The sequence below is a fragment of the Pseudomonas sp. LD120 genome, from assembly GCF_009861525.1.
Taxonomy (GTDB): Bacteria; Pseudomonadota; Gammaproteobacteria; order Pseudomonadales; family Pseudomonadaceae; genus Aquipseudomonas.
On record NZ_WVHL01000005.1, the window covers coordinates 2,544,505 to 2,566,479 of the forward strand.

The 21,975-nt window shown below is 58.8% G+C and carries 23 protein-coding genes and 1 pseudogene; 20 read left to right on the forward strand and 4 right to left on the reverse strand.

Annotated features, from left to right (window positions below; all coding sequences use genetic code 11):
• Positions 1-3: 3 nt before the first annotated feature.
• The 4 genes and pseudogenes from tnpB to PLD_RS26110 form a co-directional block, all read right to left on the reverse strand.
• On the reverse strand, positions 4-339 hold the full coding sequence (gene tnpB, locus PLD_RS30835; protein WP_159889784.1) for an IS66 family insertion sequence element accessory protein TnpB: 336 nt from the start codon (positions 337-339) through the stop codon (positions 4-6).
• Positions 336-653: a transposase gene (locus tag PLD_RS26100; RefSeq protein WP_159889782.1), complete on the reverse strand. Its 318-nt coding sequence runs from the start codon at positions 651-653 to the stop codon at positions 336-338. The genes tnpB and PLD_RS26100 overlap by 4 nt, the downstream gene beginning before the upstream one ends.
• A 201-nt stretch (positions 654-854) precedes the next feature.
• Positions 855-977 (reverse strand): annotated as a pseudogene (locus PLD_RS26105) (site-specific integrase); the annotation flags it as partial.
• A 189-nt stretch (positions 978-1,166) separates the two neighbouring features.
• Positions 1,167-1,808, reverse strand: a complete 642-nt coding sequence (locus PLD_RS26110; protein WP_159897555.1) for a TetR/AcrR family transcriptional regulator — start codon at positions 1,806-1,808, stop codon at positions 1,167-1,169.
• Between the two features lie 127 nt (positions 1,809-1,935).
• Here PLD_RS26110 and PLD_RS26115 point away from each other — a divergent pair, with 127 nt between their 5' ends.
• From PLD_RS26115 to PLD_RS26210, 20 genes are all read left to right on the forward strand, one after another.
• The gene (locus PLD_RS26115) at positions 1,936-3,972 is read left to right on the forward strand and encodes an NADH:flavin oxidoreductase (RefSeq protein ID WP_159897556.1); all 2,037 of its coding nucleotides are present in this window, start codon (positions 1,936-1,938) and stop codon (positions 3,970-3,972) included.
• A gap of 135 nt (positions 3,973-4,107) precedes the next feature.
• Entirely contained in the window at positions 4,108-5,415 is a 1,308-nt protein-coding gene (locus PLD_RS26120) for a Xaa-Pro peptidase family protein (protein WP_159897557.1), read from the forward strand.
• A gap of 57 nt (positions 5,416-5,472) precedes the next feature.
• Entirely contained in the window at positions 5,473-6,282 is an 810-nt protein-coding gene (locus tag PLD_RS26125) for an amino acid ABC transporter ATP-binding protein (protein WP_159897558.1), read from the forward strand.
• Complete coding sequence (locus tag PLD_RS26130) at positions 6,282-6,923, forward strand: amino acid ABC transporter permease (RefSeq protein WP_159897559.1); 642 nt, start codon at positions 6,282-6,284, stop codon at positions 6,921-6,923. The genes PLD_RS26125 and PLD_RS26130 overlap by 1 nt, the downstream gene beginning before the upstream one ends.
• Complete coding sequence (locus tag PLD_RS26135) at positions 6,920-7,582, forward strand: amino acid ABC transporter permease (RefSeq protein WP_159897560.1); 663 nt, start codon at positions 6,920-6,922, stop codon at positions 7,580-7,582. The genes PLD_RS26130 and PLD_RS26135 overlap by 4 nt, the downstream gene beginning before the upstream one ends.
• A gap of 60 nt (positions 7,583-7,642) precedes the next feature.
• Positions 7,643-8,494 carry a transporter substrate-binding domain-containing protein gene (locus PLD_RS26140; protein ID WP_159897561.1) on the forward strand — a complete coding sequence of 284 codons (852 nt, stop codon included), beginning with the start codon at positions 7,643-7,645 and terminating at the stop codon, positions 8,492-8,494.
• A gap of 118 nt (positions 8,495-8,612) precedes the next feature.
• On the forward strand, positions 8,613-9,623 hold the full coding sequence (locus PLD_RS26145) for an Ldh family oxidoreductase (RefSeq protein ID WP_159897562.1): 1,011 nt from the start codon (positions 8,613-8,615) through the stop codon (positions 9,621-9,623).
• A 646-nt stretch (positions 9,624-10,269) separates the two neighbouring features.
• Positions 10,270-11,268: an ATP-grasp domain-containing protein gene (locus PLD_RS26150; RefSeq protein ID WP_159897563.1), complete on the forward strand. Its 999-nt coding sequence runs from the start codon at positions 10,270-10,272 to the stop codon at positions 11,266-11,268.
• 64 nt (positions 11,269-11,332) lie between these two features.
• Positions 11,333-12,469, forward strand: a complete 1,137-nt coding sequence (locus tag PLD_RS26155) for a trypsin-like peptidase domain-containing protein (RefSeq protein ID WP_159897564.1) — start codon at positions 11,333-11,335, stop codon at positions 12,467-12,469.
• 106 nt (positions 12,470-12,575) lie between these two features.
• Positions 12,576-13,676, forward strand: a complete 1,101-nt coding sequence (locus PLD_RS26160) for a phosphoribosyltransferase domain-containing protein (protein WP_159897565.1) — start codon at positions 12,576-12,578, stop codon at positions 13,674-13,676.
• Complete coding sequence (locus tag PLD_RS26165) at positions 13,666-14,424, forward strand: trehalose phosphatase (protein WP_159897566.1); 759 nt, start codon at positions 13,666-13,668, stop codon at positions 14,422-14,424. The genes PLD_RS26160 and PLD_RS26165 overlap by 11 nt, the downstream gene beginning before the upstream one ends.
• Positions 14,417-15,505: a cysteine protease StiP domain-containing protein gene (locus tag PLD_RS26170; protein ID WP_159897567.1), complete on the forward strand. Its 1,089-nt coding sequence runs from the start codon at positions 14,417-14,419 to the stop codon at positions 15,503-15,505. Before PLD_RS26165 ends, PLD_RS26170 begins: the two co-directional genes overlap by 8 nt.
• A complete protein-coding gene (locus tag PLD_RS26175; protein ID WP_159897568.1) occupies positions 15,505-16,449 on the forward strand; it encodes an HpcH/HpaI aldolase/citrate lyase family protein in 945 nt (314 codons plus the stop codon). Before PLD_RS26170 ends, PLD_RS26175 begins: the two co-directional genes overlap by 1 nt.
• Entirely contained in the window at positions 16,446-17,201 is a 756-nt protein-coding gene (locus PLD_RS26180) for an HAD family hydrolase (RefSeq protein WP_159897569.1), read from the forward strand. The genes PLD_RS26175 and PLD_RS26180 overlap by 4 nt, the downstream gene beginning before the upstream one ends.
• Positions 17,202-17,203: 2 nt before the next feature.
• Positions 17,204-17,791 (forward strand): TerD family protein, encoded by a 588-nt coding sequence (locus tag PLD_RS26185; RefSeq protein ID WP_159898215.1) that lies wholly within the window; start codon positions 17,204-17,206, stop codon positions 17,789-17,791.
• Entirely contained in the window at positions 17,788-18,963 is a 1,176-nt protein-coding gene (locus PLD_RS26190) for a TerD family protein (protein ID WP_159897570.1), read from the forward strand. Before PLD_RS26185 ends, PLD_RS26190 begins: the two co-directional genes overlap by 4 nt.
• Positions 18,964-19,011: 48 nt before the next feature.
• Positions 19,012-19,461 carry a tellurite resistance TerB family protein gene (locus tag PLD_RS26195; RefSeq protein WP_159897571.1) on the forward strand — a complete coding sequence of 150 codons (450 nt, stop codon included), beginning with the start codon at positions 19,012-19,014 and terminating at the stop codon, positions 19,459-19,461.
• Between the two features lie 11 nt (positions 19,462-19,472).
• Complete coding sequence (locus PLD_RS26200; protein WP_159897572.1) at positions 19,473-20,504, forward strand: TerC/Alx family metal homeostasis membrane protein; 1,032 nt, start codon at positions 19,473-19,475, stop codon at positions 20,502-20,504.
• 31 nt (positions 20,505-20,535) lie between these two features.
• On the forward strand, positions 20,536-21,111 hold the full coding sequence (locus tag PLD_RS26205; RefSeq protein ID WP_159897573.1) for a TerD family protein: 576 nt from the start codon (positions 20,536-20,538) through the stop codon (positions 21,109-21,111).
• A gap of 32 nt (positions 21,112-21,143) precedes the next feature.
• Complete coding sequence (locus PLD_RS26210; protein ID WP_159897574.1) at positions 21,144-21,722, forward strand: TerD family protein; 579 nt, start codon at positions 21,144-21,146, stop codon at positions 21,720-21,722.
• The last annotated feature ends 253 nt before the right edge of the window (positions 21,723-21,975 follow it).

Genomic DNA, 21,975 nt, shown 5'->3' on the forward strand with positions numbered 1-21,975 from the left:
TTTTTAAAGGATCGTGATTGCACCGCCAGCGCCAACGCGCTGCCAAGGCAAACCAAGTACCAAGGCCTGAAGTTGCTCACTATCCAGTTCCAACTCGCTGCCTTGTCGTATGCCTGGCCAGTGGAATTTTCCTTGGTTCAACCGCCGTGCCGCCAGCCAAACGCCGATTCCGTCATGCACGAGAACTTTCATACGATTGGCCCGGCGATTGGCAAACAGATAAGCGCAGTGCGGCTTCGCCGCACCGAATACTGCGATCACTCTGGCCAGCGCAGTTTCGGTGCCGGCACGCATATCCATGGGTTCGGTGGCGAGCCAGATGGCGTCAATGCGGATCACTTGGCAAGCTCTCGGATAAATCGAGCGCACCCATCAGGATCGGACACTGGCCACTTCACGGCGATGGCTTGTTCGCCAACGGGTATCTCGATGATCGCCAATGCCTCTGACGGCCGCTTAGGAGGAGCCTTCAACGGGACAAACGCAGGCAACGCGGGCACTGAGCTGTGCCGGTAAAGCGGCAGCCATTTACGAATGACGTTGGCGTTGATGCCGTGAGCGATGGCGACGCTTGAAACGGTGGCGCCGGGCTGAAGGCATTCCTGAACGACCTGGGCTTTGAACGGTTTGGGATAAGAGCTTCGTTGGCGCATGAAAATCCTGGCGATTAAGGGCGATGGTGTCCGCTTAAAAATACGCGGACACCATCGCCCTTAATGCTGGAGTTTTGAAGGTGACTTGGCCAGACGCTTACTGGCGGCTGCTCCAGCAACCGGGAAAGTTGAGGGTCGACTCACTGGGAAAAGCGGCCTCAAGGATTGGAAAATCGTTGTTTATCTTGATGGCCCTTTGCTCGAGGAGATGCTTCCGTTCTTGTGGCCGAGCAATGCCTTTCGATCTTCCTCTGTCACACCTGCAGCGCGTAGCCTTCTCCCAGAGGTGTGCTTCAGGTCGTGAATGCGGATTCTGGCAAAGCCGTCATTCACCCGGGTTCTTGCTGTTTTGGTGACAAGCCACGTTGCAGGTAGCTGGCACCGATTGAGTGCCGCAGAGCCCTCGAAAGAGCCGTCGGCCTCGGTGTTTAGCGGTCAGTTTGTAATCTCTTGCGAGGTCAGGTTGGTGCCAAGTCTGCAGCTAACTCACATTGGTCCCGGCAGGGCTCGCCGCTAAAGGTCTGCCGATGAGAAACCGTTGCGCTGAAAGAACCGCTCTAGCTCCCGTGGCTGGGGCTCGACGCCGGTGAAAATCTGCAGGTATTCGGGTATGTAGCGCATGCGCTGCGCCAGGGATTCCTGGGTGTTCATGCTGATGTAGCCGATCTGGGTCAGGTAGATCGAGCGCGCGCGGGTCACGGCGGCGTCATGGGCGAAACCGAAGCGGTCGAACATGCGTGCCAGGGCCTGCACCCGTAGGGCGTCGGCTTCGCGGATGTCCTGTGCCACCTCGGGGGATTGCAGGGCCCAGCTGCGCATCGCGAACTCGAATTGCGAATCGAACAATTCGCTGTTCAGCCAGCAGTCGAAGACGTTGAGAATTGCCTCGGTGATGGATTCGGCGTAGGCCTCGGACTGGGCCACCAGGCTCAGGGTGTTCTTGTTCTTCCACAGGTTCACCAGGGCGTCGAGCAGGGCTTCGCGGTCCTGGAAATACCAGTAGAAGCTGGTACGCGACAGGTTGAGTTTTTTCGCCAGCGGCATTACCCGCACGGCATCCACCCCCGATTCCTTGAGGCTCTCGTAGGCCGCGTTGAGCCAGCTCTCCAGAGAGCCGCGGCCGCCTGCTTCGGTACTGTTGCTGGTTGCTTTCATGGGGCGCTGTTTCCTTGTCCATTGGGCCTTGACGGCGGTGAATATACACCGCTGTCCATGTTATTGACACTTGTGTACATTGAGGTCTATCGTCTGCCTTGCCTGATGACCTGTATGCGAGACCGATATGAAAAACGATCCGCTTCTTCAGCCTTATCGCCTCAAGCACCTGACGCTTCGCAACCGCATTATCACCACCTCTCACGAGCCGGCGTACCCCGAAGAGGGCATGCCGAAGAAATTGTATCGGGCCTATCACGTCGAGCGCGCCAAGGCCGGCGTGGCCATGACCATGACCGCAGGCTCGGCGGCGATCTCCCGCGACAGCCCCCCGGTGTTCAATAACATCCTGGCGTACAAGGACGAAGTGGTCGGCTGGATGAAAGACCTCACCGACGAATGCCACGAGCATGGCGCGGCGGTGATGATCCAGCTCACGCACCTCGGACGCCGCACTCGCTGGGACAAGGGCGACTGGCTGCCGGTGGTGTCGCCTTCGCACAACCAGGAACCGGCCCACCGGGCCTTTCCCAAGAAGCTGGAGATCTGGGACATCGAACGCATCATCGGCGATTACGCCGACGCCGCCGAACGCATGCAGGCCGCTGGCCTGGATGGCATCGAGCTGCAAGCCTACGGCCATCTGATGGATCAGTTCTGGTCGCCGCTGACCAACGAGCTGGAGGGCGCCTATGGCGGTTCGCTGCACAACCGCCTGCGTTTTACCTTCGAGGTGCTGAGTGCCATCCGCTGGCGGGTGGGCCCGGAGTTCATCGTCGGTATTCGCTACACCGGCGACGAGGTCCTGGCCGGCGGACTGGAGAAGGAGGAGGGGCTGCAGATCTCGCAGTTGCTCAAGGGCAGCGGCATGGTCGACTTCCTCAACGTGATTCGCGGCAATATCGCCACCGATGCCGGGCTGACCGACATCATCCCGATCCAGGGCATGCGCAACGCCCCGCACCTGGACTTTGCCGGGGAGATTCGCGCCCTGACCGGCTTCCCGACCTTCCATGCGGCGAAGATCCCGGACGTTGCCACCGCCCGCCACGCGATTGCCTCGGGCCTGGTGGACATGGTGGGCATGACCCGCGCGCACATGACCGACCCGCACATCGTGCGCAAGATCATCGAGGGCCGCGAAGATCAAATCCGCCCCTGTGTCGGCGCCAATTACTGCCTGGACCGGATCTACAACGCCGGCGCCGCCTACTGCATTCACAACGCCGCCACCGGCCGTGAAACCAGCATGCCCCACGAGGTGCCCAAGGCCGCGCGCAAGCGCAAGGTCCTGATTATCGGCGCCGGCCCCGGCGGCCTGGAGGCGGCGCGGGTGGCCGGCGAGCGTGGGCATCAGGTGCTGGTGCTGGAGGTGGCCGACCAGCCCGGTGGGCAGGTGCGCCTGACCGCGCAGTCCGAGCGACGCAAGGAGATGATCAGCATCATCGATTGGCGCATGGCGCAATGCGAGCGCCTGGGCGTCAGGTTTCGCTTCAACACCTGGGCCGATGCGGCGATGGTTCTAGATGAACACCCCGACGTGGTGATCATTGCCACCGGCGGGTTGCCCCACACCGAAGTTCTGGCACAGGGTAACCAGTGGCTGGTGTCGAGCTGGGACATCATTTCCGGCGACGTCAAGCCCGGACGCAATGTGCTGGTGTACGACGATGCCGGCGATCACGCGGGGTTGCAGGCCGCCGAGTTCATTGCTCGCAGTGGCGCCCGGACCGAAATCATGACCCCCGACCGCTCGTTCGCGCCGGAGGTGATGGGCATGAACCTGGTGCCCTACATGCGCTCGCTGCAACGGCTGGACACCACCTTTACCGTCACCTACCGGCTCAAGGCCGTGGAGCGCCAGGGCCAAGAGCTGCTGGCAACCATCGGCAGCGATTACAGCGACCTGGAGAAAACCCGGCGGGTGGACCAGATCGTGGTCAACCACGGCACCCGGCCCCTGGACGAGCTGTATTTCGAGCTCCAGCCCCTGGCCAGCAATGAAGGCGCCGTGGAGTACCAGGACCTGATTGCCGGCAACGCGCAACGGGTGGTGACCAACCCGGAAGGGCGTTTCCAGTTGTTCCGCATTGGCGATGCGGTGTCATCGCGCAATACCCATGCGGCGATCTACGACGCGTTGCGCCTGGTCAAGGACCTCTAGCGAGCGCCTGTTGCCGTGCCCTGAACCCTAAGAAAAACAGCCGTCATCCGTTTCCCATGTCTTTAAGTCACTGCCCCGAACGTTGGCCCGATTGGTTTTGATGAACGTCAAACTCTTCCCCGCGGAGGTTGTTGCATGCACACGGATACCGATTTCACTGAGCTGTTTGCTGCCGTCCCCCCCAGCCCGCTGCACTATCGCAGCGATTCCAGCGTTACCGGGCATGCCCTGGCCCCGGTCGATCACGGCCTGCTGGCGGCCTATGCCGCGATTGACCGCCCGGCGCTGCGCCGGTACCGCCTGCAGCGCATCCGCCAGCAATTGCGCGAGCATGACTACGCCGGCGTGTTGCTGGCCGACCCGATCAATATCCGCTACGCCACCGACACCAATAACCTCGGCCTGTGGGTGATGCATTCCCCCAGCCGCTACGTGTTCGTGGCCACCGATGGCCCGGTGGTGCTGTTCGAGTTCAGCAGCAGCCGGCACAACAGCGAGCACATCGAAACCATCGACGAAATCCGTCTGGCGATCCCCTGGCTGTATTTCCTCGCCGGCCCCCGGGTCGAGGAAAAGGCCCAGCGCTGGGCCCGGGAAGTGGCCGATCTATTGGCCCAACATGGCGCCGGCAATCGACGCCTGGCGGTGGACCGCTGCGACCCCTGGGGCGCGGAAAAACTCAAGGCCAGTGGCATCGAACTGTTCGATGCCCAGCCGCTGATGGAGCAGGCGCGGCTGATCAAATCGGCGCAGGAGATTGCCAGTCATCGGGTGTCGATGGACGTGTGCGACCTGGCGATTGCACGCATGCGCGCCAGCCTGAAGCCGGGCATCACCGAGAACCAGCTGTGGAGCATCCTGCACGGGACCAACGTGGCCCAGGGCGGGGAGTGGGCCGAGAGCCGCCTGCTGAGCTCCGGGGCGCGCACCAATCCCTGGTTCCAGGACGCTTCGGACAAGGTCATCGCGGCCGGCGAGATGGTCTGCTTCGACACCGACATGGTCGGGCCGGGGGGCTATCTCTCGGACATCTCCCGCAGCTTCATCTGCCCCGGCAAGGCGCCGTCCGCCACCCAGCGCGACTTGCTGGAGATCGCTTCGCAGCAAATCCGCTTCAACCTCGACCTGCTTCGCCCGGGGCTGTCGTTTCGCGAGTTCGCCGAGCGCTGCTGGCCGGTGCCCAAAGCGTTCGAGCACAACCGCTACATGATGATGCTGCACGGCGTCGGCCTGGTGGACGAGTACCCCAGCGTGGCCTACGCGGTGGACTTTGCCGAGTGGGGCTATGACGGCCACTTCCAGGAAAACATGGTGCTCTCGGTGGAAAGCTACATCGGTGAGCAGGGTGGCGGTGAAGGCGTGAAGCTCGAAGAGCAGGTGCTGATCACCGCCACTGGAGCCCACAAGCTCTCGCGTACCCCGTTAGTCGACGACGATCGATAACAGCGGTTGTTGCCTGTTTCTTGCAGGCATGGCGTCTACCCTGTCCGGAGAACAACCATGAGCAGCATGACCCTGATCGAAAGCGCCGCCGTCCTGGCGCCGCGCCCATCATCTGGTGCCGAACCCTTCCTGCGCCTGGAGGCGATTCACAAGCAGTTCGGCCCTTATCCGGTGTTGCATGACGTGTGTTTCGAGATGGCCAAGGGCGAGGTGGTGGCGATCATCGGCCCCAGCGGCTCGGGTAAAAGCACCTTGCTGCGTTGCATCAACCAGCTGGAGCCGGCGACCCGCGGCCGGGTCAGCATGGACGGGGTGCATATCGAGGCAGGGCGCCCGTTGCCCAAGAGCGAGTTGCTCAAGCTGCGCCGGCGCATTGGCATGGTGTTCCAGTCGTTCAACCTGTTTCCGCACCTCACGGTGCTGCGCAACGTCAGCCTGGCGCAGATCCGCACCCTGGGCCGCAGCCCCGAGGAAGCGGATGCCCGCTCATTGCAGTTGCTCGACCGGGTGGGCCTGGCGGACAAGGCCAACGCCTACCCGGCCCGTTGCTCCGGCGGCCAGCAGCAACGCATCGCCATCGCCCGGGCCCTGGCGCTGGACCCGGAACTGATGCTATTCGACGAGCCGACCTCGGCCCTCGATCCCGAGCTGGGCCTGGAAGTGCTGGCGGTGATGAAGGAGCTGGCGCGCGAGGGCATGTCGATGCTGGTGGTGACCCACGAGATGCACTTTGCCGAAACCGTTTCCGATCGGGTGGTGGTCATGGCCGAAGGACGGATCATCGAGCAGGGGCCCAGTGCCCAGGTGATGCGTGAGCCACGGCACGCGCGGGTGGCGCAGTTTCTCCAGGCCGTGAGGAATCGCTGATGCTGGATATCCTGCTGGTCCTGTTGCACGGCGTGCCCTGGACCCTGAGCGTGACCCTGGGCGCTTTCTGCATGGGCGTGGTGCTGGGCTTTCCGCTCTGCGCCCTGCGGTTGTCGAACCTCAAACTGTGCCGCTGGCTGGCGGCAATACTGGTGCTGACCCTGCGTTCGATTCCACCGATCGTCTGGCTGTTCTTCATCTTCTTCGGCATCGGTGGCGGCTACATTGCCTTGTCGCCATTCGCCGCCGCGGTGCTGGGCCTGGGGTTGATCACCGCGGCGCACATGTCAGAGGTCTATCGCGGTGCCTTCGCGGCGATTCCCCGGGGGCAGTTCGAGGCGGCGCAGGTGCTCAATCTTTCGCCGTCTCAGCGCTTTTTCGATGTGCTGCTGCCGCAACTGGTGCGCATCGCCATTCCCACCTCGGCCACCTATGCCATCGGCCTGCTCAAGGACTCGGCCGTGGCGTCGACCATCGGTGTCGGTGACATCAGCTTCCAGGCCTATCAGTTGTCCCAGCAGACCTTCCAGGGGTTGGGGGTGTACAGCGTGGCGGCGCTGGTCTACCTGGTGCTCAGCGTACCGTTGGCACTGTTCTCGCGTTGGCTGGCGGCCACCCTGAAGCAGAGGATTGCTCGATGAACGAACTCCTGACGATGTGGCTGGCCTGGTTTCCCGAACTGTGGAAGGGCTTTGTGCTGTCGATGCAGGTCACCGCCGTCAGCCTGGTGCTGGGGGTGGTCCTGGGGTTGCTGTTGGCGCTGGGGGTTTCGGCCCAGAGCAGCGTGCTGCGCTACCCGGCGCTGGTGGTTGTCGAACTGGGGCGCGGCACCCCCGCGTTGATCTTGTTGCAGTACGTGTATTTCGGCCTGCCCACGGCCGGCCTGACCCTGAGCGCCTTCTGGGCGGCGGCGGTGGCGCTGGCCTACTGCACTGCGGCCTACACCAGCGAAATCATTCGCGGCGGCATCGAAGCGGTGGCCCAGGGGCAGAGCGAGGCGGCCGCGGTGATTGGCCTCAATCGCCTCGATACGCTGCGTTTCATCATCCTGCCCCAGGCATTGCGGGTGGCCCTGCCGCCGTTGCTGGGGTTTTCGATCATGATGTTCCAGGCCTCGTCGCTGTGTTTCACCATCGCGCTGCCGGAACTGGTCAGCCGCGCCTCGGCCATCGGTTCATCGACCTTCGAGTACATGCCGGTGCTGACCCTGGCCGGCCTGATGTATGCCGCTGTTTGCGCGCCCGCGACCCTGGGCGTGGCGGCATTGGAGAAAAGACTGGCGCCCAGCCAGCACGCGTGACCTGCTCGGGCCGTTTTTCGGCCACTGCTCCCTTAACGCCATCCAAGCACAGGTGAAGCCATGATCCGTTCCTGCAAACCTATTACCCGTCGGGCCTTTGTTTACGCTTGCCTGCTGGCCGCTTCGGCGCTGCTCGGTGCGCCTCCCGCCCTGGCGGACTGCAAGCCGGCCCATTCCTTTGAAACCCTGACCCCCGGGGTACTGGCGGTGGCGGCCTGGGTCTTCCCGCCGTACTCGATACCGGGGCCGGGCAACCAGTTGAGCGGGGTCGATGGCGAGATACTTAAGCGCATCGCCGCCCGGGAATGCCTGGACATCAAACTGACGGTGGTGGACCCGGCGGCGGTGATCCAGTCGGTGATCGCGCGGCGGGCCGACGTCGGCATCGGCGACTGGTACCGGACCGCCGAGCGCAGCAAGGTGCTGGGCCTGTCCGCGCCTTTGTACCTGGACATGCTGGGGATCATCTCCAGCGAGGGCTATGCCAGCATCTCCGAGCTTGAAGGCAAGCGCATCGGCACGGTGCAGGGTTACCTGTGGGTCGAGGATCTGAAAAAAACCTTTGGCGACAACCTGGTGCTGTACCCCAACCCGGTGGCCATGGCCCAGGACTTGGCTGCCAAGCGTATTGCCCTGGGCGTCGACAGCTTTGCCGTCGGCGTCGCTTCGCAGCAGAAGGGCGCCTACCCCGGCAGGATCATCAAGGTCTCGCAGCCTGATCCTCGGGTTAAGGCCACCCTGCAACCGGGGCAGTCCGGGTTCCCGTACACCAAGGCCAACCGCGCTCTGGGCGTGGCGCTGGACGAAAACATCCAGGCGTTGCACGCCTGCGGTGAAATCGCCGAGATACTCGGCTCGTTCGGCCTGGACAAACAAGCGGCCGATGTCGGCGCACCGCGCCTGGTGGAGTAGCCACCTGCGCCGGGGGGTACGTGTCGCCGGTGCTGTGCAAACGGGCCTGCTGCACCGTCCAGTGCGAGCAGGCGTCTTCGCCACGGGGCGGTTTGGCGGCCATATCGGAGCGTGATCCATGCCAGAGCGTGCAGCCTTCAAGTGCTTGTCATTGATAGAGGCCAGGGATTTTGCCCTGCGCTGTTGCCTGGGCGCGGGTAGCAGCCAGGACGTGGCCCAGGCCCTGGCCGAGGCCACGGTATCGGCCCAGGGCCATGGCCTGGCCAGCGTCGGTTTCGAGCACCTGCCCGATTACCTGCGCGGGTTTGCCTGCGGGCGCATTGCCGGCCGGGCGCAGCCACGGATCACCCAGGTGGCCCCGGCGATGATCCGCTGCGATGCGCGCCAGGGCATCGCGCAGTTGGGGTTCGAGCAGGCTTTTGGCGCCTTGCGCGACAATGCCAGGCTATTGGGCATCAGTCTGTTGGCCCTGCACAACGGCTTTACCTGTGGCGAGTTGGGTTACTACACCCGGCGCCTGGCGGCCGATGGGCTGGTGGCACTGGCCTTCTGCAATGGCCCGCCATTGTTGACCGTGCCCGGTCAGTGCCAGCCGATGTATTCAACCAACCCCCTGGCGTTCGCCGCGCCCTGTGGCGACGGGCGTCTGCTGCTGATCGACCAGGCCGGCAGCGCCACGGCCTTCGTCAATCTCCTCAAGGCGGCCGAGGCCGGGGAGCCGATCCCCGAAGGCTGGGCACTGGATGCCCAGGGTTCCGCCACCCTGAATGCGCGGGAGGCCATGCACGGCGCCTTGCTGGCATTCGGCGGCAGCCGCGGGGCCAACATCGCACTGCTGGTGGAGGTGCTGGCCGGTGGCGTCACTGGGGCCAACTGGTCGCTGGATGCCCCGGACTTTCGCTGCGGCGATCAGTCCCCAGGGACGGGGCTGCTCGTGATCGCCATTGCCCCGTACCTGCTTGATGAGCTGTTCGAGAGCCGCCTGGCGCAGCAGATGCAGCGTCTGGCGGCCCTGGGCGTCCACCCACCCGGACAGGCCAAGCAGCAAGCCTGGGCTCGGGCGCAAAAAGAAGGGATTCGCTTGCCCAAGTCCTTGTACCAAAAACTCGCCTCTCGATTTTTGTGCTAGCCCCGTGCCCCTCGTGTTTGCTCACGAGCACAAGCGCGGCTGTGTCCTGAGTGCAGATATCGCACATCAAGTTAACGAGGATTAAGTCGTGATCTCGCGTCGAGTGGCAGGGCCTGAAAATGTTCGACCGGAGAGTGTGCCGCAGTTGATCCAGGGCTTTTGGCGGGCGCAGTACAGACTCGTTGAAGTTTGAAGCGGTGGATGTGGAGCCTGAGGACGTGTCCGAGGCGTTTTAGCAGCGTGACGCTGATCGGTGTGTGGTTCGGGCATAAACTGTTGCAGGTGATTCGAAGCCGCCACTTAGGCTCTGTACGAAAAGTTTTGAGACAAAGGTCAGGCAAGGCGAAAACGGTCGAGGAAACGGAGTTTACGGGTTGTAAATGAGCATTTTCGAGACCGTTTTTAACGCAGTATCACCGAGTATCAAGGCTTTTCGTACAAAGCCTAGGGCGCATGCACTTGTCGGCAGGGAGACGGCAATAGGTCGATACATTATTGTCCTGTCGGTAGTAGGAGCCTATTGGGCTGAAGTTAAGACATAATGTCCACCCATTGAATGCCACTTGATGCGCGTTGGTATGCGACTTGTCGGCTACTAACGCTTAAGACAAGTTGTCTTCAACGAACATCGTGAAAGGTAGTTTTGATGATCTGGTTTTTAGAGGGGCAGGCTTCTCAGCGTGACATCATCATGGGCGCACGCGATGCGCTCGTTGTCGGTACAAAGATATTCGCCTCTCATAGCCACGACCGCCCTGAAATTACACATCTTGCTGACATGAGTTTTGTTGAGCCTCAGCAGTTGAGCGAGCGCCCTCAATGGGCAATTGCCACGGCGTTGGCGAGTGGCGTTAAAGTCGTCGTAGCCGGTCGCTTCGGTGGCCTCTATGAAGCATGCCGTGCCGATTTTGAACAAGCGGGTTTGACACTGGTCACTGGCGCAACTTCCACCAGGGCCTTTGAACTTCTGGACGACAAGGCGCTTTTCACGGCTGAAGCCGAGCGCGTAAATCTGGCCTGTGTGCCCGCCATAACCGTCACCAATGCTGAAGAACTTGCCTTGGCCTATCAAACCTTGTCCGGGCAGGGCGAGGTCTGCATCAAGCCGGTGGTTGGAATCTATGGTCAAGGCTTTTGGCGTTTCAAAGAGGATATAGATCCTTTCCGATGCTTTGCTAATCCTGATGCTCGCGAGGTGAGCTTTGACGCCTATCTGCATTTTTACAAGATGAAGGCTGAGCGACCTGCCATGTTGGTTATGCCCTATCTTGCGGGCAGCGAGTGTTCTGTCGACATGGTTTGTGAGGCCGGTAGGGTCATTGAGTTTGTTGGTCGTCGTAAGTCCGGTGGGCATCAGACTTTTGAACGTGACACTTCTGCTGTTCACCTTGCGCTGAGAGCGGCCGAGCACTTTGGCTGCGACGGCATCGTTAATGTGCAAACCCGAGATGACTGCGCGGGTGTTCCCCACCTTTTGGAAATCAACGCACGTTACTCGGGCGGGATCGGTTATACCCGTGCTACGGGAATCAATCTTGCAGGGACCTTTGCTGCTCGTCGATTGGGTATGGCCGAGCCTGGCAATGATTGGATCGATGGTGTTCGAGTCAAGGCAATTACGGTCGCGGTGGCCAGCCAGGCTTGATATAAAGCCATATTCCTATTTGATATCATTGCGCACATTTATGGTTATTAATCAGGGAGATCGCATGCTTACCCCAGGCGCCAATACAGCACTAGCTGGAGCACAAACTGCCTGGACGCTAGAGGCTGATCGCGCGAGCGCTTTTGGATCTAGCACGGCGATAGCTCTGTTACCTGTTGATGAGAAGCGCACCCCAAAAGGGGCTCCTGCTTTGTTTCATGCTCCGCAGCGGGCTTGGATGGAGTGGAGCGGTGACCCCCATCTGGTTGGCTGCTCAATTGATCTTGCGCAGCTCCCTGAAGGCAGTGATCGTGTCCTGCTGGTTGTCTATACCTACTCGAGTCTCGGCCCTGTTAGCGCTCTGCGCACGCTGCGTTTGACTATTGATGGCGTGGTTAAGTACCACTTGGATCTGGATTCCAACGGCGAAGCCGCGATTATCCTCGGCGAGTTTTATTCAAGGGCAGGGCAATGGAAATTCAGAGCGTTGGCTGAAGGCTCTGCATATGGTCTGTCTGCATTGGGCCGTCGCATCGGTCTGGATATTGATGACGCTAATCCTGAGCGGCGAACCCCAGGCCATGAATCAGGTCGAGACGGTTCTGTCTGCGCCGCGACTGGTACAGGTTTCGCAGTGGCCTCTTCCATGCTGGTTACCTGCGCTCATGTCATTGAGGGTATGTCTGATGTGAGTATTCACTCATTCAATGGCCGCTTTCGAGCCGAGCCCGTGATGGTCGATACCCGCAACGACATAGCCTTGCTGCGCGTTGAAGGCGTGACGTTGATCCCCGTGCTTTTTTCCGGAAGGGCGGCGTGCTGCCTGGGTGACTCTGTCGTCGCGGTTGGTTACCCCATGTCCGGGGTCGCAGGTGGTGGTGTGCACGTTACTCAGGGAGGTGTTTCTGCACTGTTTGGCTTGCGCAACGACTCAAGCCTGCTCCAGTTCACCGCGGCGATACAGCCAGGCTCAAGCGGTAGTCCGTTGTTCGACACGGCAGGCAGTGTGGTGGGCATGGTCACTTCAACGGTGCCCGATGCTCAAAATATGAATTTTGCTGTGAAATCTAACCTTCTGGTTTCTTTTTTGGATGCTTGCAACATCTCCGTCGAACTTGAAGTTGCTAAGGGCGCTTTGAGCGCTGCGGATATTACTCGCCGCGTTCAGGCGTCTTTATGGAAGATTGAAGCTAAAAATTGAGTGATCCGTTTTTTAATGAAGTTTTAATGGCGTACGTTAGGTCCACTACTATCGGCCACAGGAAGTAAATAAGGATGTCTATATAGTGAGCCAAGAATCAACGAAGATGAGCGCCTCTCTGATGCGTGGTCGTCTTCAAGTCAATGTTGCGCCGTCAGAGTTCTTGCCCGAAAGCCTTTTTGGTTTTGCGGAGCGCCGTAATCCCAAGCGTGCTTTTTTGTTCGTGTCGCGAGTTCTGGGAAAACACATCCCGGTGAAGCCGTCGATCATGCAACTCACTTATGAGCGCCTCGCCGAGCAGATTCCGTCGGACTTGCCTGGTCCGGTTCTGGTTGTCGGCATGGCGGAAACAGCTGTTGGCCTTGGTGCGGGCGTGCACCGCGCCTACAGCGCGACCCGGCCCGACACCCTGTATATCGTGAGTACTCGCCATCCGGTCGGCAGCCAATTGCTGACTCGGTTTGAGGAAGAGCACAGCCACGCCAGCGCCCATCTTATTCACCTGCCAATCGATCCCGAGTTGCGTGAAGCGATGCTTAATTCTCGGTCACTCGTGCTGGTAGATGACGAGGCGTCAACGGGCAAGACGTTCATCAATCTGCATCAGGCGCTGATTGGCAGTGGTCTGTCGAAAGTTGAGCGCGTAGTCACTTGTGTGCTGACCGATTGGTCAAATGATGCCGTTACCGACAGCATTGGTGCCGAGGTTGCTCAAGTCTCGCTGGTTCGTGGCGAATATCAGTTCATCGAAGACCCCGATGCTCCGCTCCCGGAAATGCCTGAACTTGGCACTGTTGCCGTCGGGCAGTGGCCGATCGATCCATTGAACGACTGGGGGCGTTTGGGCACCCGGTTCGTTGAAGACTCGCTAGCCCCGCAGATTTCAGTCGTTCCGGGGCAGCGCATTATGGTTATCGGCACGGGGGAGTTCGTGTGGAAACCCTTTCTGTTGGCCGAGCGTCTGGAACGGGCCGGTGCCGAGGTTTACTTCAGTTCGACGACGCGCTCGCCTATCGCACTGGGCCATTCGATTCAACACGCGTTGTCGTTCTCCGACAACTATGGGTTGGGAATCGTCAATTTCCTCTACAACGTTGCGCCGGGTCAGTTTGATCGCGTGCTTATCTGCTCAGAGACTGATGCGATGGCCGTACCTTCGTCCCTGATTGACGCACTGAATGCTGAGGTAATCGTTGATGAGCGTTAATCGCCCACTCGCACTCGTTGACCTGGATGACACATTGTTCCAAACAGCACGCAAGATGCCAGAAGGTAGCGTGCGTTTCCCGGCGTCTTTCGACGTGACCGGTAAGGTCAGCGGGTACATGTCTCAGGTACAGAAGCAGTTTTTTGAGTGGCTTTTGCAGGGCACCGACATGGTTCCGGTCACCGCTCGATGCGCTGATGCCTTCAGTCGCGTTCGTCTCGATTTCGTCAACGGAGCCATTTGTTCGCACGGCGCTCTGCTTCTCAACCCTGATCGCAGCGTGAATGCGGATTGGTACGCAATGATGGCCGAGACCCTTCGCGACTATCAGTTGCGTCTGCCTGAACTGTGCAGGGCGGCCCTTCAAATCGGCGAGGAGCAGGGAATATCTCTGCGTGGATGGGTTGTTCAGGAAGGTCAGCAGCAGCACTACGTTGTGGTTAAGCACAACAATGGCTGCGACTCGGACCTTGCCTGGGTCTTGGAGCAAATCAATGCGCGCGGTTTGCTTGAGGATATGCACGTTCACACCAATGGCAACAATCTGGCTCTTTTACCGAAAGGGCTGTCAAAGCGTGTAGCAGTAGAGCACTACCTCAAGCAGGACACTGAACTGAACGGTGAACGGCCTGTCTTGGGGTTGGGTGACAGCATCACCGACCTGGGGTTCATGGACCTCTGTCACTTATGGGCCACGCCTGCCCGTAGTCAACTGGCTCAAGCAATGCAGAGTGCTATCAATGCATAACTCGATGATGGGACTGGTGACAGTCGGCAGTGGCAGCTATCTGCCTGAAGACGTTCACTTTCTCCTACAGCCTGTTCAGATAGCCATGACGGACGTGGTTGAGAAAGAGCGGCTGATCCAGTCGGGGCAGAAGCACTATTCAGACATGATCAGTACGGAGTCGGCTCCCTCTGAAACGCACATGGCGCTCTACGAGCGCGCGGTGACGCAGAATGCTGGTCGCATGGCGGCAGATGTACAAGCATTGGCCCTGGCGCTCAACGAACGCTACGGCGGCCCGACCATCGCGTTAGTCTCGTTTGTTCGTGCTGGCCTACCGCTAGGTGTCCTGCTGCGACGGTCTCTGCTCGATAGGGGCCGTGACGTCCATCACTACGGTGTCAGTATTGTGCGCGATCGCGGTATCGACACCGTGGCGCTTGAGCAAATCATTGCTCGCCACGGCGCTGAAAACATTGTTTTCGTCGATGGCTGGACCGGAAAAGGGGCGATCTCCGGTGAGATCAAGCGCAGCCTGGCAGGCGACACACGATTCCCCGAGGCGCCACGCCTGGTAGTACTGGCTGATCCTTGCGGACGGGCCTGGCTGGCGGCATCAGCGGATGACTGGATCATTCCATCCGGAATTCTGGGCGCAACCGTCTCTGGCTTGATCTCGCGCACGATCTGGCCAGCAGCGGGCGGTCTTCACGGTTGTGTCATGTATGAGCACCTCGCGGAGCACGATGTTTCCCGTGATTTCATTGACCGCATTGAACAGGCTCGCCAGGGGATTGAAGTGGCCCCGGCCTCGCCATGGACGCGGTATCAGGCTCAAGAGTTGCAGAAATCCGCAGTGGCGGTGGTCGACACCTTGGCCGCTCGATTCGAGATCACCAATATGAACCGGATCAAGCCTGGTATCGCCGAGGCAACGCGCGCCGTCCTGCGCCGGCTGCCTTTTAAGGTTCTGGTTCGTGACCGTGCCGATCCAGATGTTCAGTTGCTGATGCACCTGACCGAACGGGCGGAGATTGATGTCCAGGAGTGCGCCGCGTTGGGGCCTTATCGCGCCGTGACGATCATTCGGAGTGTGAGTTGATGAAACTGATCTCACCTTTCGCTTTGGGCGCAACCTTGTACATGCCGGCAACGCGCTCCGATATTACGGATGTGGTCATGGGGCGTAAGTTGCCCGAATTGCGCTCTGTCGTGATTTGCCTGGAGGATGCGGTAGCGCAAAGCGACATCGTTGATGCGATGGAGTGTCTTCGTGGAGTGCTTCGACGAATTGGCCAGAGCAATGGCCAGCCGGTTAATGGACCATTGGTTTTTATACGCCCCCGTGACGCCGCCATGGCTGCGCAACTCAACGACTGGCCAGAAATCCGCTGGGTAGATGGCTTTGTGGTGCCCAAGTTGACGCTGGCCAACTTGATGGATTGGCAAAGAGCGGTGACCAATCCTGCGCTGGCATTGATGCCGACCCTTGAAACCCAAGAGGTCTACAGCCCGAACGCGATGGTCGAGTTGGGCGACGCAATGAGGCGCGAACTGGGCGATCGGATTATCGCTTTGCGCATCGGCGGTAACGACCTGATGGGTTGCCTGGGATTGCGGCGTAATCCTGCAACAACCCTTTACCAGACCCCCATGGGCTACGTGATACCGATGCTGGCGGGAGTATTGGGCGCCCAGGGTTTTGCGCTGACTGCTCCAGTGTTTGAACAGATTTCGTCTCCGCGACTGCTCCATGAAGAGTTGGCACTGGATATTGCCCACGGTTTGGTTGGCAAGACCGCGATCCATCCCTCGCAGATTTCCGTGATTCAAGATGCTTTTCGAGTCAGCATTGAGGATCTGAACTGTGCAAAGCTGATCGTGCATGATGCTGCTCCGGCCGTGTTCAGGCATGGCGACACGATGTGTGAACCGGCGACTCATTATCACTGGGCCACAACCATCATCGAGCGTGCCCAGTGGCATGGCGTCAAGGCAGAGTCTGGTCAGGTCGAACAGATGCGCCTGGCCGAGGTCTGTAGATGAACGCGCAAATGCCTGAGGCAGGTACCCATAAGCCGAAGGTGCTGTCCGTCTTTGATTTTGATGGCACGCTGACACGACACGACAGTTTTGTCCCGTTCCTGAAGTTCGCCTTTGGCAAGCGAGTGTTTGCTTCTCGAATGGTGCGCCTGCTGCCTGCAGCAATTCGTTATGCGAGCCGAGGCATGACACGTGACGAACTGAAGGCGGTACTTATTGCGACTTTTTTGACGGGTGTGAAAGTCGAATGGGTTGAAGCCAAGGCGATCGAGTTTCACGCTGCTTGTTGGAACCGCTTGATGCGCCCTGCGGGGGTGAAATCAGTGGCTGCTGAAGTGGCCTCAGGGGCCCAGGTTACGCTCTGTTCGGCCTCGCCAGTCCTGGTTCTCGCACCTTTTGCAAAGACGCTGGGGATCAAGCTGATCGCTACGGAGCTCGAGGTGCGTGAGGGTTACTTGACCGGTGGGATCAGTGGCAACAATTGTCGATGTGAAGCGAAGGTGCTTCGACTCGAAGCCATTTACGGGCCGCTCGGTCAGTATCATGTGCGCGCCTGGGGTGATACCCGTGGGGACCACGAGCTGTTATCGGCGGCCCAAGATGCTCATTGGCGGCATTTCCATCCGGCCTGGCAACGCGGACGCGGGAATGTCGCAAAGCGTGTCCGCGGCGTTAATTGTAATGAAGCAACGATCAATCTAGTGGTGGGCGCATGCGCCCCCAATCTGAAGCACGACGATCATCAAGGAGCGTAAAGATGGCACTTACATTGTCGAAGAACCAATCGATTTCCCTGGAAAAAACCGGCGGTGCTGGTTTGAGTAAAATCACCTTGGGTTTGGGTTGGGACCCGGTCAAGAGTGGATTTTTTGGCAAGTTGTTGGGCGGTGGTTCGGAGATCGACCTCGATGCCTCTTGCATTCTGTTTGATGAAAACCTGAAGCCGGTCGACCTGGTCTGGTTCCGTCAGTTGACCTCCAAAGATGGTTCGATCAAGCACTCAGGCGATAACCGCACGGGGGAGGGCAGTGGTGATGATGAGTCGATCTATGTCGACTTGCAGCAGCTACCCGCCTCGATCAAGTATCTAGCACTGACGTGCAACAGCTTCACAGGGCAGAATTTCGAAAAGGTCGAAAACGCGTACTGCCGGATTCTGGATACCGCGAAAAACACCGAGTTGGCCCGTTTCAATCTCTCCGACAAAGGTCTTCACACCGGTGTAGTGATGGCAAGTCTGACTCGCGGCCAGCAAGGCTGGGAATTCAAGGCCATCGGCAAAGCTACCAACGGGCGCACCGCCGATGATCTGGTGAGCCTGGCGGTTGAGGCGCTGCGCGGATGACGGCTCTGGTACCGGGTGGCAATGCGCCGGTCGCCACCGGCTCGATTCGCGTGGATGTCGTGTACGCCCCGCTTCCGGGGGCTGATATCGACGTTTCCGCCTTTGCTTTGTTGTCGTCAGGCAAAGTGAAGAATGACTCTGCAATGTGCTTTTACGGTCAGCCCAATATCTTGGCCGGCGCGGTGCAACTGATCGATGCATCCACCGGGCGGGCCAGCTTCACGGTGGACCTGAGTCGTCTGGCCGATGAAGTGGATAAGGTTGCGCTGACGGCGACGATCCACGAGAACAAAGCCAATTTCGAACGGGTTTCCTCGCTGGTTGTCACGCTCAGCGGTGGTATTGAGTCCCGGATTTCCACCACTGGTATGACGGAAACGGCATTGATCCTTGGCGAGTTCTATCGTCGCCAAGGTCAGTGGAAGTATCGCTGCGTCGCCCAGGGTTTTGCCGGTGGCCTGGCGCCCCTTGCGACCCACTTTGGTGTGGAAATTGCCGATACGCCTGCCCCCGCCGCCGCTCCCGCGCCACAACCTGCCCCCGCCCCGCAAGTGGCTCCGGTGCCCAAGCCAACGGTCAGCCTAAGCAAGGTTACGTTGGACAAGTCCCGTTCGAGCATCAGTCTTGAGAAGTCGGCTTCTGGTTTTGGCTTGATTAAAGTCAACCTCAATTGGAACCAGCGTAAGTCAGGCGGTTTCTTCGCGAGAAGCAAATCCATTGACCTTGATGTCGGGTGCTTATTTGAAATGCAGGACGGCCATAAAGGTGTCGTGCAAGCGCTCGGCAATGCTTTTGGCAGTCTGAGCGAGGAACCCTACGTACAGTTGATGGGGGACGATCGGACGGGCTCTGTTACCGACGGTGAGTGGATTCATATCAACGGCCAGCAATGGAGTCGTATCCGCCGCATTTTGGTGTATGCGTTCATCTACGATGGTGCGCCCAACTGGGCCGAGACTGACGGTGTCGTGACCATATTCATTCCAGGTCAGCCTGAGATCGAAGTGCGATTGAATGAGGAGGGCGGTCGGCTGGGCTGTTGTGCGATCGCCCTGCTTGAAAATGACAATGGGGCTGTCAAAGTCACGAGAAGGGTCGACTTCCATAAGTCTCAAGCACCTATGGACAAGGCCTACAACTGGGGAATGCGCTGGTCTGCAGGCTCCAAGTAAATAATCGCAACGTCGGGGGCTTCGGCCCCTCATCAAGAGGATTACCCAATGCTGGGATGGTTGAAAACGAATGCAGAGGCGGCGCGTAATGCGCTGACCAATGAAGTCACGAAGTTCAAAAACAGGAACTTCATGGAGGCAACGGCCGCGGGCTGCGCGATGATCGCTGCAGCTGACGGTGAGGTGTCGTCCGCTGAAAAAATGAAGATGACGGGCTTCATCAACAACTCACCTGAGCTGAAGGTTTTCAACCTGAGCGATGTGATCAAGTCTTTCAATGATGCCGTCGGCAAGTTTGAATTCGACTTTGCAATTGGCCAGGCCGAGGCGCTGAAAACCATCAACAAGATCAAAGGCAATGACGGCGCTTCCCGGCTGCTGGTCCGTGTTGCCTGTGCAATTGGTTCCTCTGATGGGGATTTTGATGAAAAGGAAAAAGCGGCTTGCCGGCTGATCTGTCTCGAGCTGGGTCTCAACCCTGCTGATTTCGAACTCTAAGGTACTCGACTGTGGAAGCTACTCATATCGGTTTTCCCCCGCTGACCATGGCGGTTTTCGTTGCTATTGCAGTGGGCGCGCTGCTGCTGGACATGGTCACCCACCGTGGTGATAAACCGATTTCGCTCACTAAGGCATCAGTCTGGTCGGTTTTCTGGATTTTGATATCGCTGGGTTTTGCCGCGTTTCTGTACTACCAGCATGGCGCTGAAGTTGCGAGCCTGTTCGTCACCGGTTATGCCTTGGAAAAGGTCTTGAGCGTCGATAACTTGTTCGTGTTCATGGCGATTTTTGCCTGGTTCAAGGTGCCAGATGGCCTTCGTCATCGCGTGCTGTATTGGGGCATCATCGGCGCAATCGTGTTCCGTGGCGTCTTCGTGGCCATCGGTACAGGGCTTTTGGCCTTCGGACCATGGGTCGAGATCGTCTTCGCGGTCATCGTGGCGTGGACTGCAATCATGATGCTCAGAAGCGGGGGAGATGATGGTGAGGAGGACTACTCCACTCACATGGCATATCGTTTTGCCAAAAAACTGTTCCCGGTCTGGCCCAAGCTGCATGGCAATCGTTTCTTCGTACGTCGTAAAGAACTTGAAATCGAGTTGACCAAGCCTGAAAACAAAGGGATGAGCCTGGCCGCGAAAGGGGGGCTGTTCGCAACTCCGCTGTTCCTGTGTTTGGTGGTGGCTGAAGTCTCTGACGTGCTCTTCGCATTTGACTCCGTTCCGGCGGTAATCGCCGTAAGTCGTGAGCCGTTGATCGTCTATTCGGCGATGCTTTTCGCTATCCTTGGCCTGCGTACCATGTATTTTGTTCTGGAGGCACTTAAGCGCTATCTGGTTCATCTTGAGAAAGCGGTCATTGCGCTGCTGTTTTTCATCGCCATCAAGTTAGGCCTGAACGCAACTGACCACATTTTCCATCACGGCTACAAGATTGGTGCAAACACCAGTCTGATGATTGTGATGGTTGTGCTTCTCATTGGAGTCGTCGCCAGCGTTATCTTCCCTGAAAAGGAAGACTCGCAGGCTGAGTCCAATTAATTCAAACGGTAACCCAAAAGGAGTTGTACACATGGCTTTGACACTTCAGAAAGGTGGCAACCTGTCGTTGTCCAAAACTGACCCATCGCTGACCAAGCTGATTGTTGGCCTGGGCTGGGATCCGCGTGCGACCGATGGTACTGAGTTTGACCTGGATGCCAGTGCGTTCCTTCTGAATGCCACGGGTAAAGTTCGTGGTGAGCAGGACTTCATTTTCTACAACCAACTGAAAAGCGTGGACGGCTCTGTCGAGCATACCGGCGACAACCGCACTGGCGCCGGCGACGGCGACGATGAGGTGATCAAGGTTGACCTGAGCCGTGTGCCGGGTGATATCGACAAGATCTCGTTCACCGTTACCATCCATGATGCTGAGCTGCGTAAGCAGAACTTCGGCCAGGTTGGTGGTGCATTCATCCGTATTGTTAACGAAGTGACTGGCACTGAAGTCGTGCGTTACGACCTGGCAGAAGACGCTTCGACCGAAACCGCAATGATCTTCGCCGAGCTGTATCGCAATAACGGTGAATGGAAATTCCGTGCAATCGGTCAAGGCTATGCTGGCGGCCTGAAATCGGTAGCCAATTCGTTCGGTATGAATTTCTAACCCTACACCTAAATTAAGTAAGGAATATCCACATGGCTGTAAGCCTGACCAAAGGCGGTAACGTCTCGCTGTCCAAAGAAGCACCTGGCCTGTCCGAAGTGATTGTGGGTCTGGGTTGGGATCCGCGAGTGACTGATGGTACCGAGTTCGACCTGGACGCCTCGGTGTTCATCGTTGGCGAGAACGGTAAAGTGCTTGATGACAACAGCTTCATTTTCTACAACAACAAAAAGTCTACCGATGGTTCCGTCGAGCACATGGGCGATAACCGCTCGGGCCAAGGCGAAGGTGATGATGAGCAGGTGACTGTCAAGCTCACCGGTCTGGCTGCCACAGTGAAAAAGCTGGTTTTCGCCGTGACCATTCACGAAGCAGACATTCGCAAGCAGAACTTTGGTCAAGTGGCCAATGCTTACATTCGTGTTGTCAACAAGGCTGATGGCAAAGAGTTGGCTCGCTATGACTTGAGCGAAGATGCATCGACTGAAACCGCGATGATCTTTGGTGAGTTGTATCGTGCCGGTGAAGAGTTCAAGTTCAAGGCCATTGGCCAAGGTTTCGCTGGTGGCTTGAAGCCTCTGGCCGAATCCCACGGTGTCAGCATCGGCTAATGGCCGCTACTGAGTTAGCCCTCCGTCACACACAGGGCTAATGTCAGAGCCATCCCACACCCTGCGAGGGCCAAGCGCTCGCAGGGTGTTTTTTTGAATGCTCCAGTGACGGTATCGATCGCCAGCGATCGTTACGCCGCCGATTACTCCACCAGGGGGCTTTCAGACTCACCAGCTCAATAGCGCCACGCCATGTACTTGTTGCCCCATGACTGAGGCGAATGTCGGCCATTCGCCCGGTTACCACGCATTG

What these genes read in the sequence shown, in the direction of transcription:
- PLD_RS26170 (WP_159897567.1), top strand. Translation starts at nt 14,417, where the DNA reads ATGCATAACTCGATGATGGGACTGGTGACAGTCGGCAGTGGCAGCTAT.
- PLD_RS26145 (WP_159897562.1), top strand. Translation starts at nt 8,613, where the DNA reads ATGCCAGAGCGTGCAGCCTTCAAGTGCTTGTCATTGATAGAGGCCAGG.
- PLD_RS26175 (WP_159897568.1), top strand. Translation starts at nt 15,505, where the DNA reads ATGAAACTGATCTCACCTTTCGCTTTGGGCGCAACCTTGTACATGCCG.
- PLD_RS26195 (WP_159897571.1), top strand. Translation starts at nt 19,012, where the DNA reads ATGCTGGGATGGTTGAAAACGAATGCAGAGGCGGCGCGTAATGCGCTG.
- PLD_RS26185 (WP_159898215.1), top strand. Translation starts at nt 17,204, where the DNA reads ATGGCACTTACATTGTCGAAGAACCAATCGATTTCCCTGGAAAAAACC.
- PLD_RS26130 (WP_159897559.1), top strand. Translation starts at nt 6,282, where the DNA reads ATGCTGGATATCCTGCTGGTCCTGTTGCACGGCGTGCCCTGGACCCTG.
- PLD_RS26120 (WP_159897557.1), top strand. Translation starts at nt 4,108, where the DNA reads ATGCACACGGATACCGATTTCACTGAGCTGTTTGCTGCCGTCCCCCCC.
- PLD_RS26125 (WP_159897558.1), top strand. Translation starts at nt 5,473, where the DNA reads ATGAGCAGCATGACCCTGATCGAAAGCGCCGCCGTCCTGGCGCCGCGC.
- PLD_RS26100 (WP_159889782.1), bottom strand. Translation starts at nt 653, where the DNA reads ATGCGCCAACGAAGCTCTTATCCCAAACCGTTCAAAGCCCAGGTCGTT.
- PLD_RS26155 (WP_159897564.1), top strand. Translation starts at nt 11,333, where the DNA reads ATGCTTACCCCAGGCGCCAATACAGCACTAGCTGGAGCACAAACTGCC.
- PLD_RS26180 (WP_159897569.1), top strand. Translation starts at nt 16,446, where the DNA reads ATGAACGCGCAAATGCCTGAGGCAGGTACCCATAAGCCGAAGGTGCTG.
- PLD_RS26150 (WP_159897563.1), top strand. Translation starts at nt 10,270, where the DNA reads ATGATCTGGTTTTTAGAGGGGCAGGCTTCTCAGCGTGACATCATCATG.
- PLD_RS26210 (WP_159897574.1), top strand. Translation starts at nt 21,144, where the DNA reads ATGGCTGTAAGCCTGACCAAAGGCGGTAACGTCTCGCTGTCCAAAGAA.
- PLD_RS26165 (WP_159897566.1), top strand. Translation starts at nt 13,666, where the DNA reads ATGAGCGTTAATCGCCCACTCGCACTCGTTGACCTGGATGACACATTG.
- PLD_RS26140 (WP_159897561.1), top strand. Translation starts at nt 7,643, where the DNA reads ATGATCCGTTCCTGCAAACCTATTACCCGTCGGGCCTTTGTTTACGCT.
- PLD_RS26135 (WP_159897560.1), top strand. Translation starts at nt 6,920, where the DNA reads ATGAACGAACTCCTGACGATGTGGCTGGCCTGGTTTCCCGAACTGTGG.
- PLD_RS26190 (WP_159897570.1), top strand. Translation starts at nt 17,788, where the DNA reads ATGACGGCTCTGGTACCGGGTGGCAATGCGCCGGTCGCCACCGGCTCG.
- PLD_RS26205 (WP_159897573.1), top strand. Translation starts at nt 20,536, where the DNA reads ATGGCTTTGACACTTCAGAAAGGTGGCAACCTGTCGTTGTCCAAAACT.
- PLD_RS26110 (WP_159897555.1), bottom strand. Translation starts at nt 1,808, where the DNA reads ATGAAAGCAACCAGCAACAGTACCGAAGCAGGCGGCCGCGGCTCTCTG.
- PLD_RS26115 (WP_159897556.1), top strand. Translation starts at nt 1,936, where the DNA reads ATGAAAAACGATCCGCTTCTTCAGCCTTATCGCCTCAAGCACCTGACG.
- PLD_RS26160 (WP_159897565.1), top strand. Translation starts at nt 12,576, where the DNA reads ATGAGCGCCTCTCTGATGCGTGGTCGTCTTCAAGTCAATGTTGCGCCG.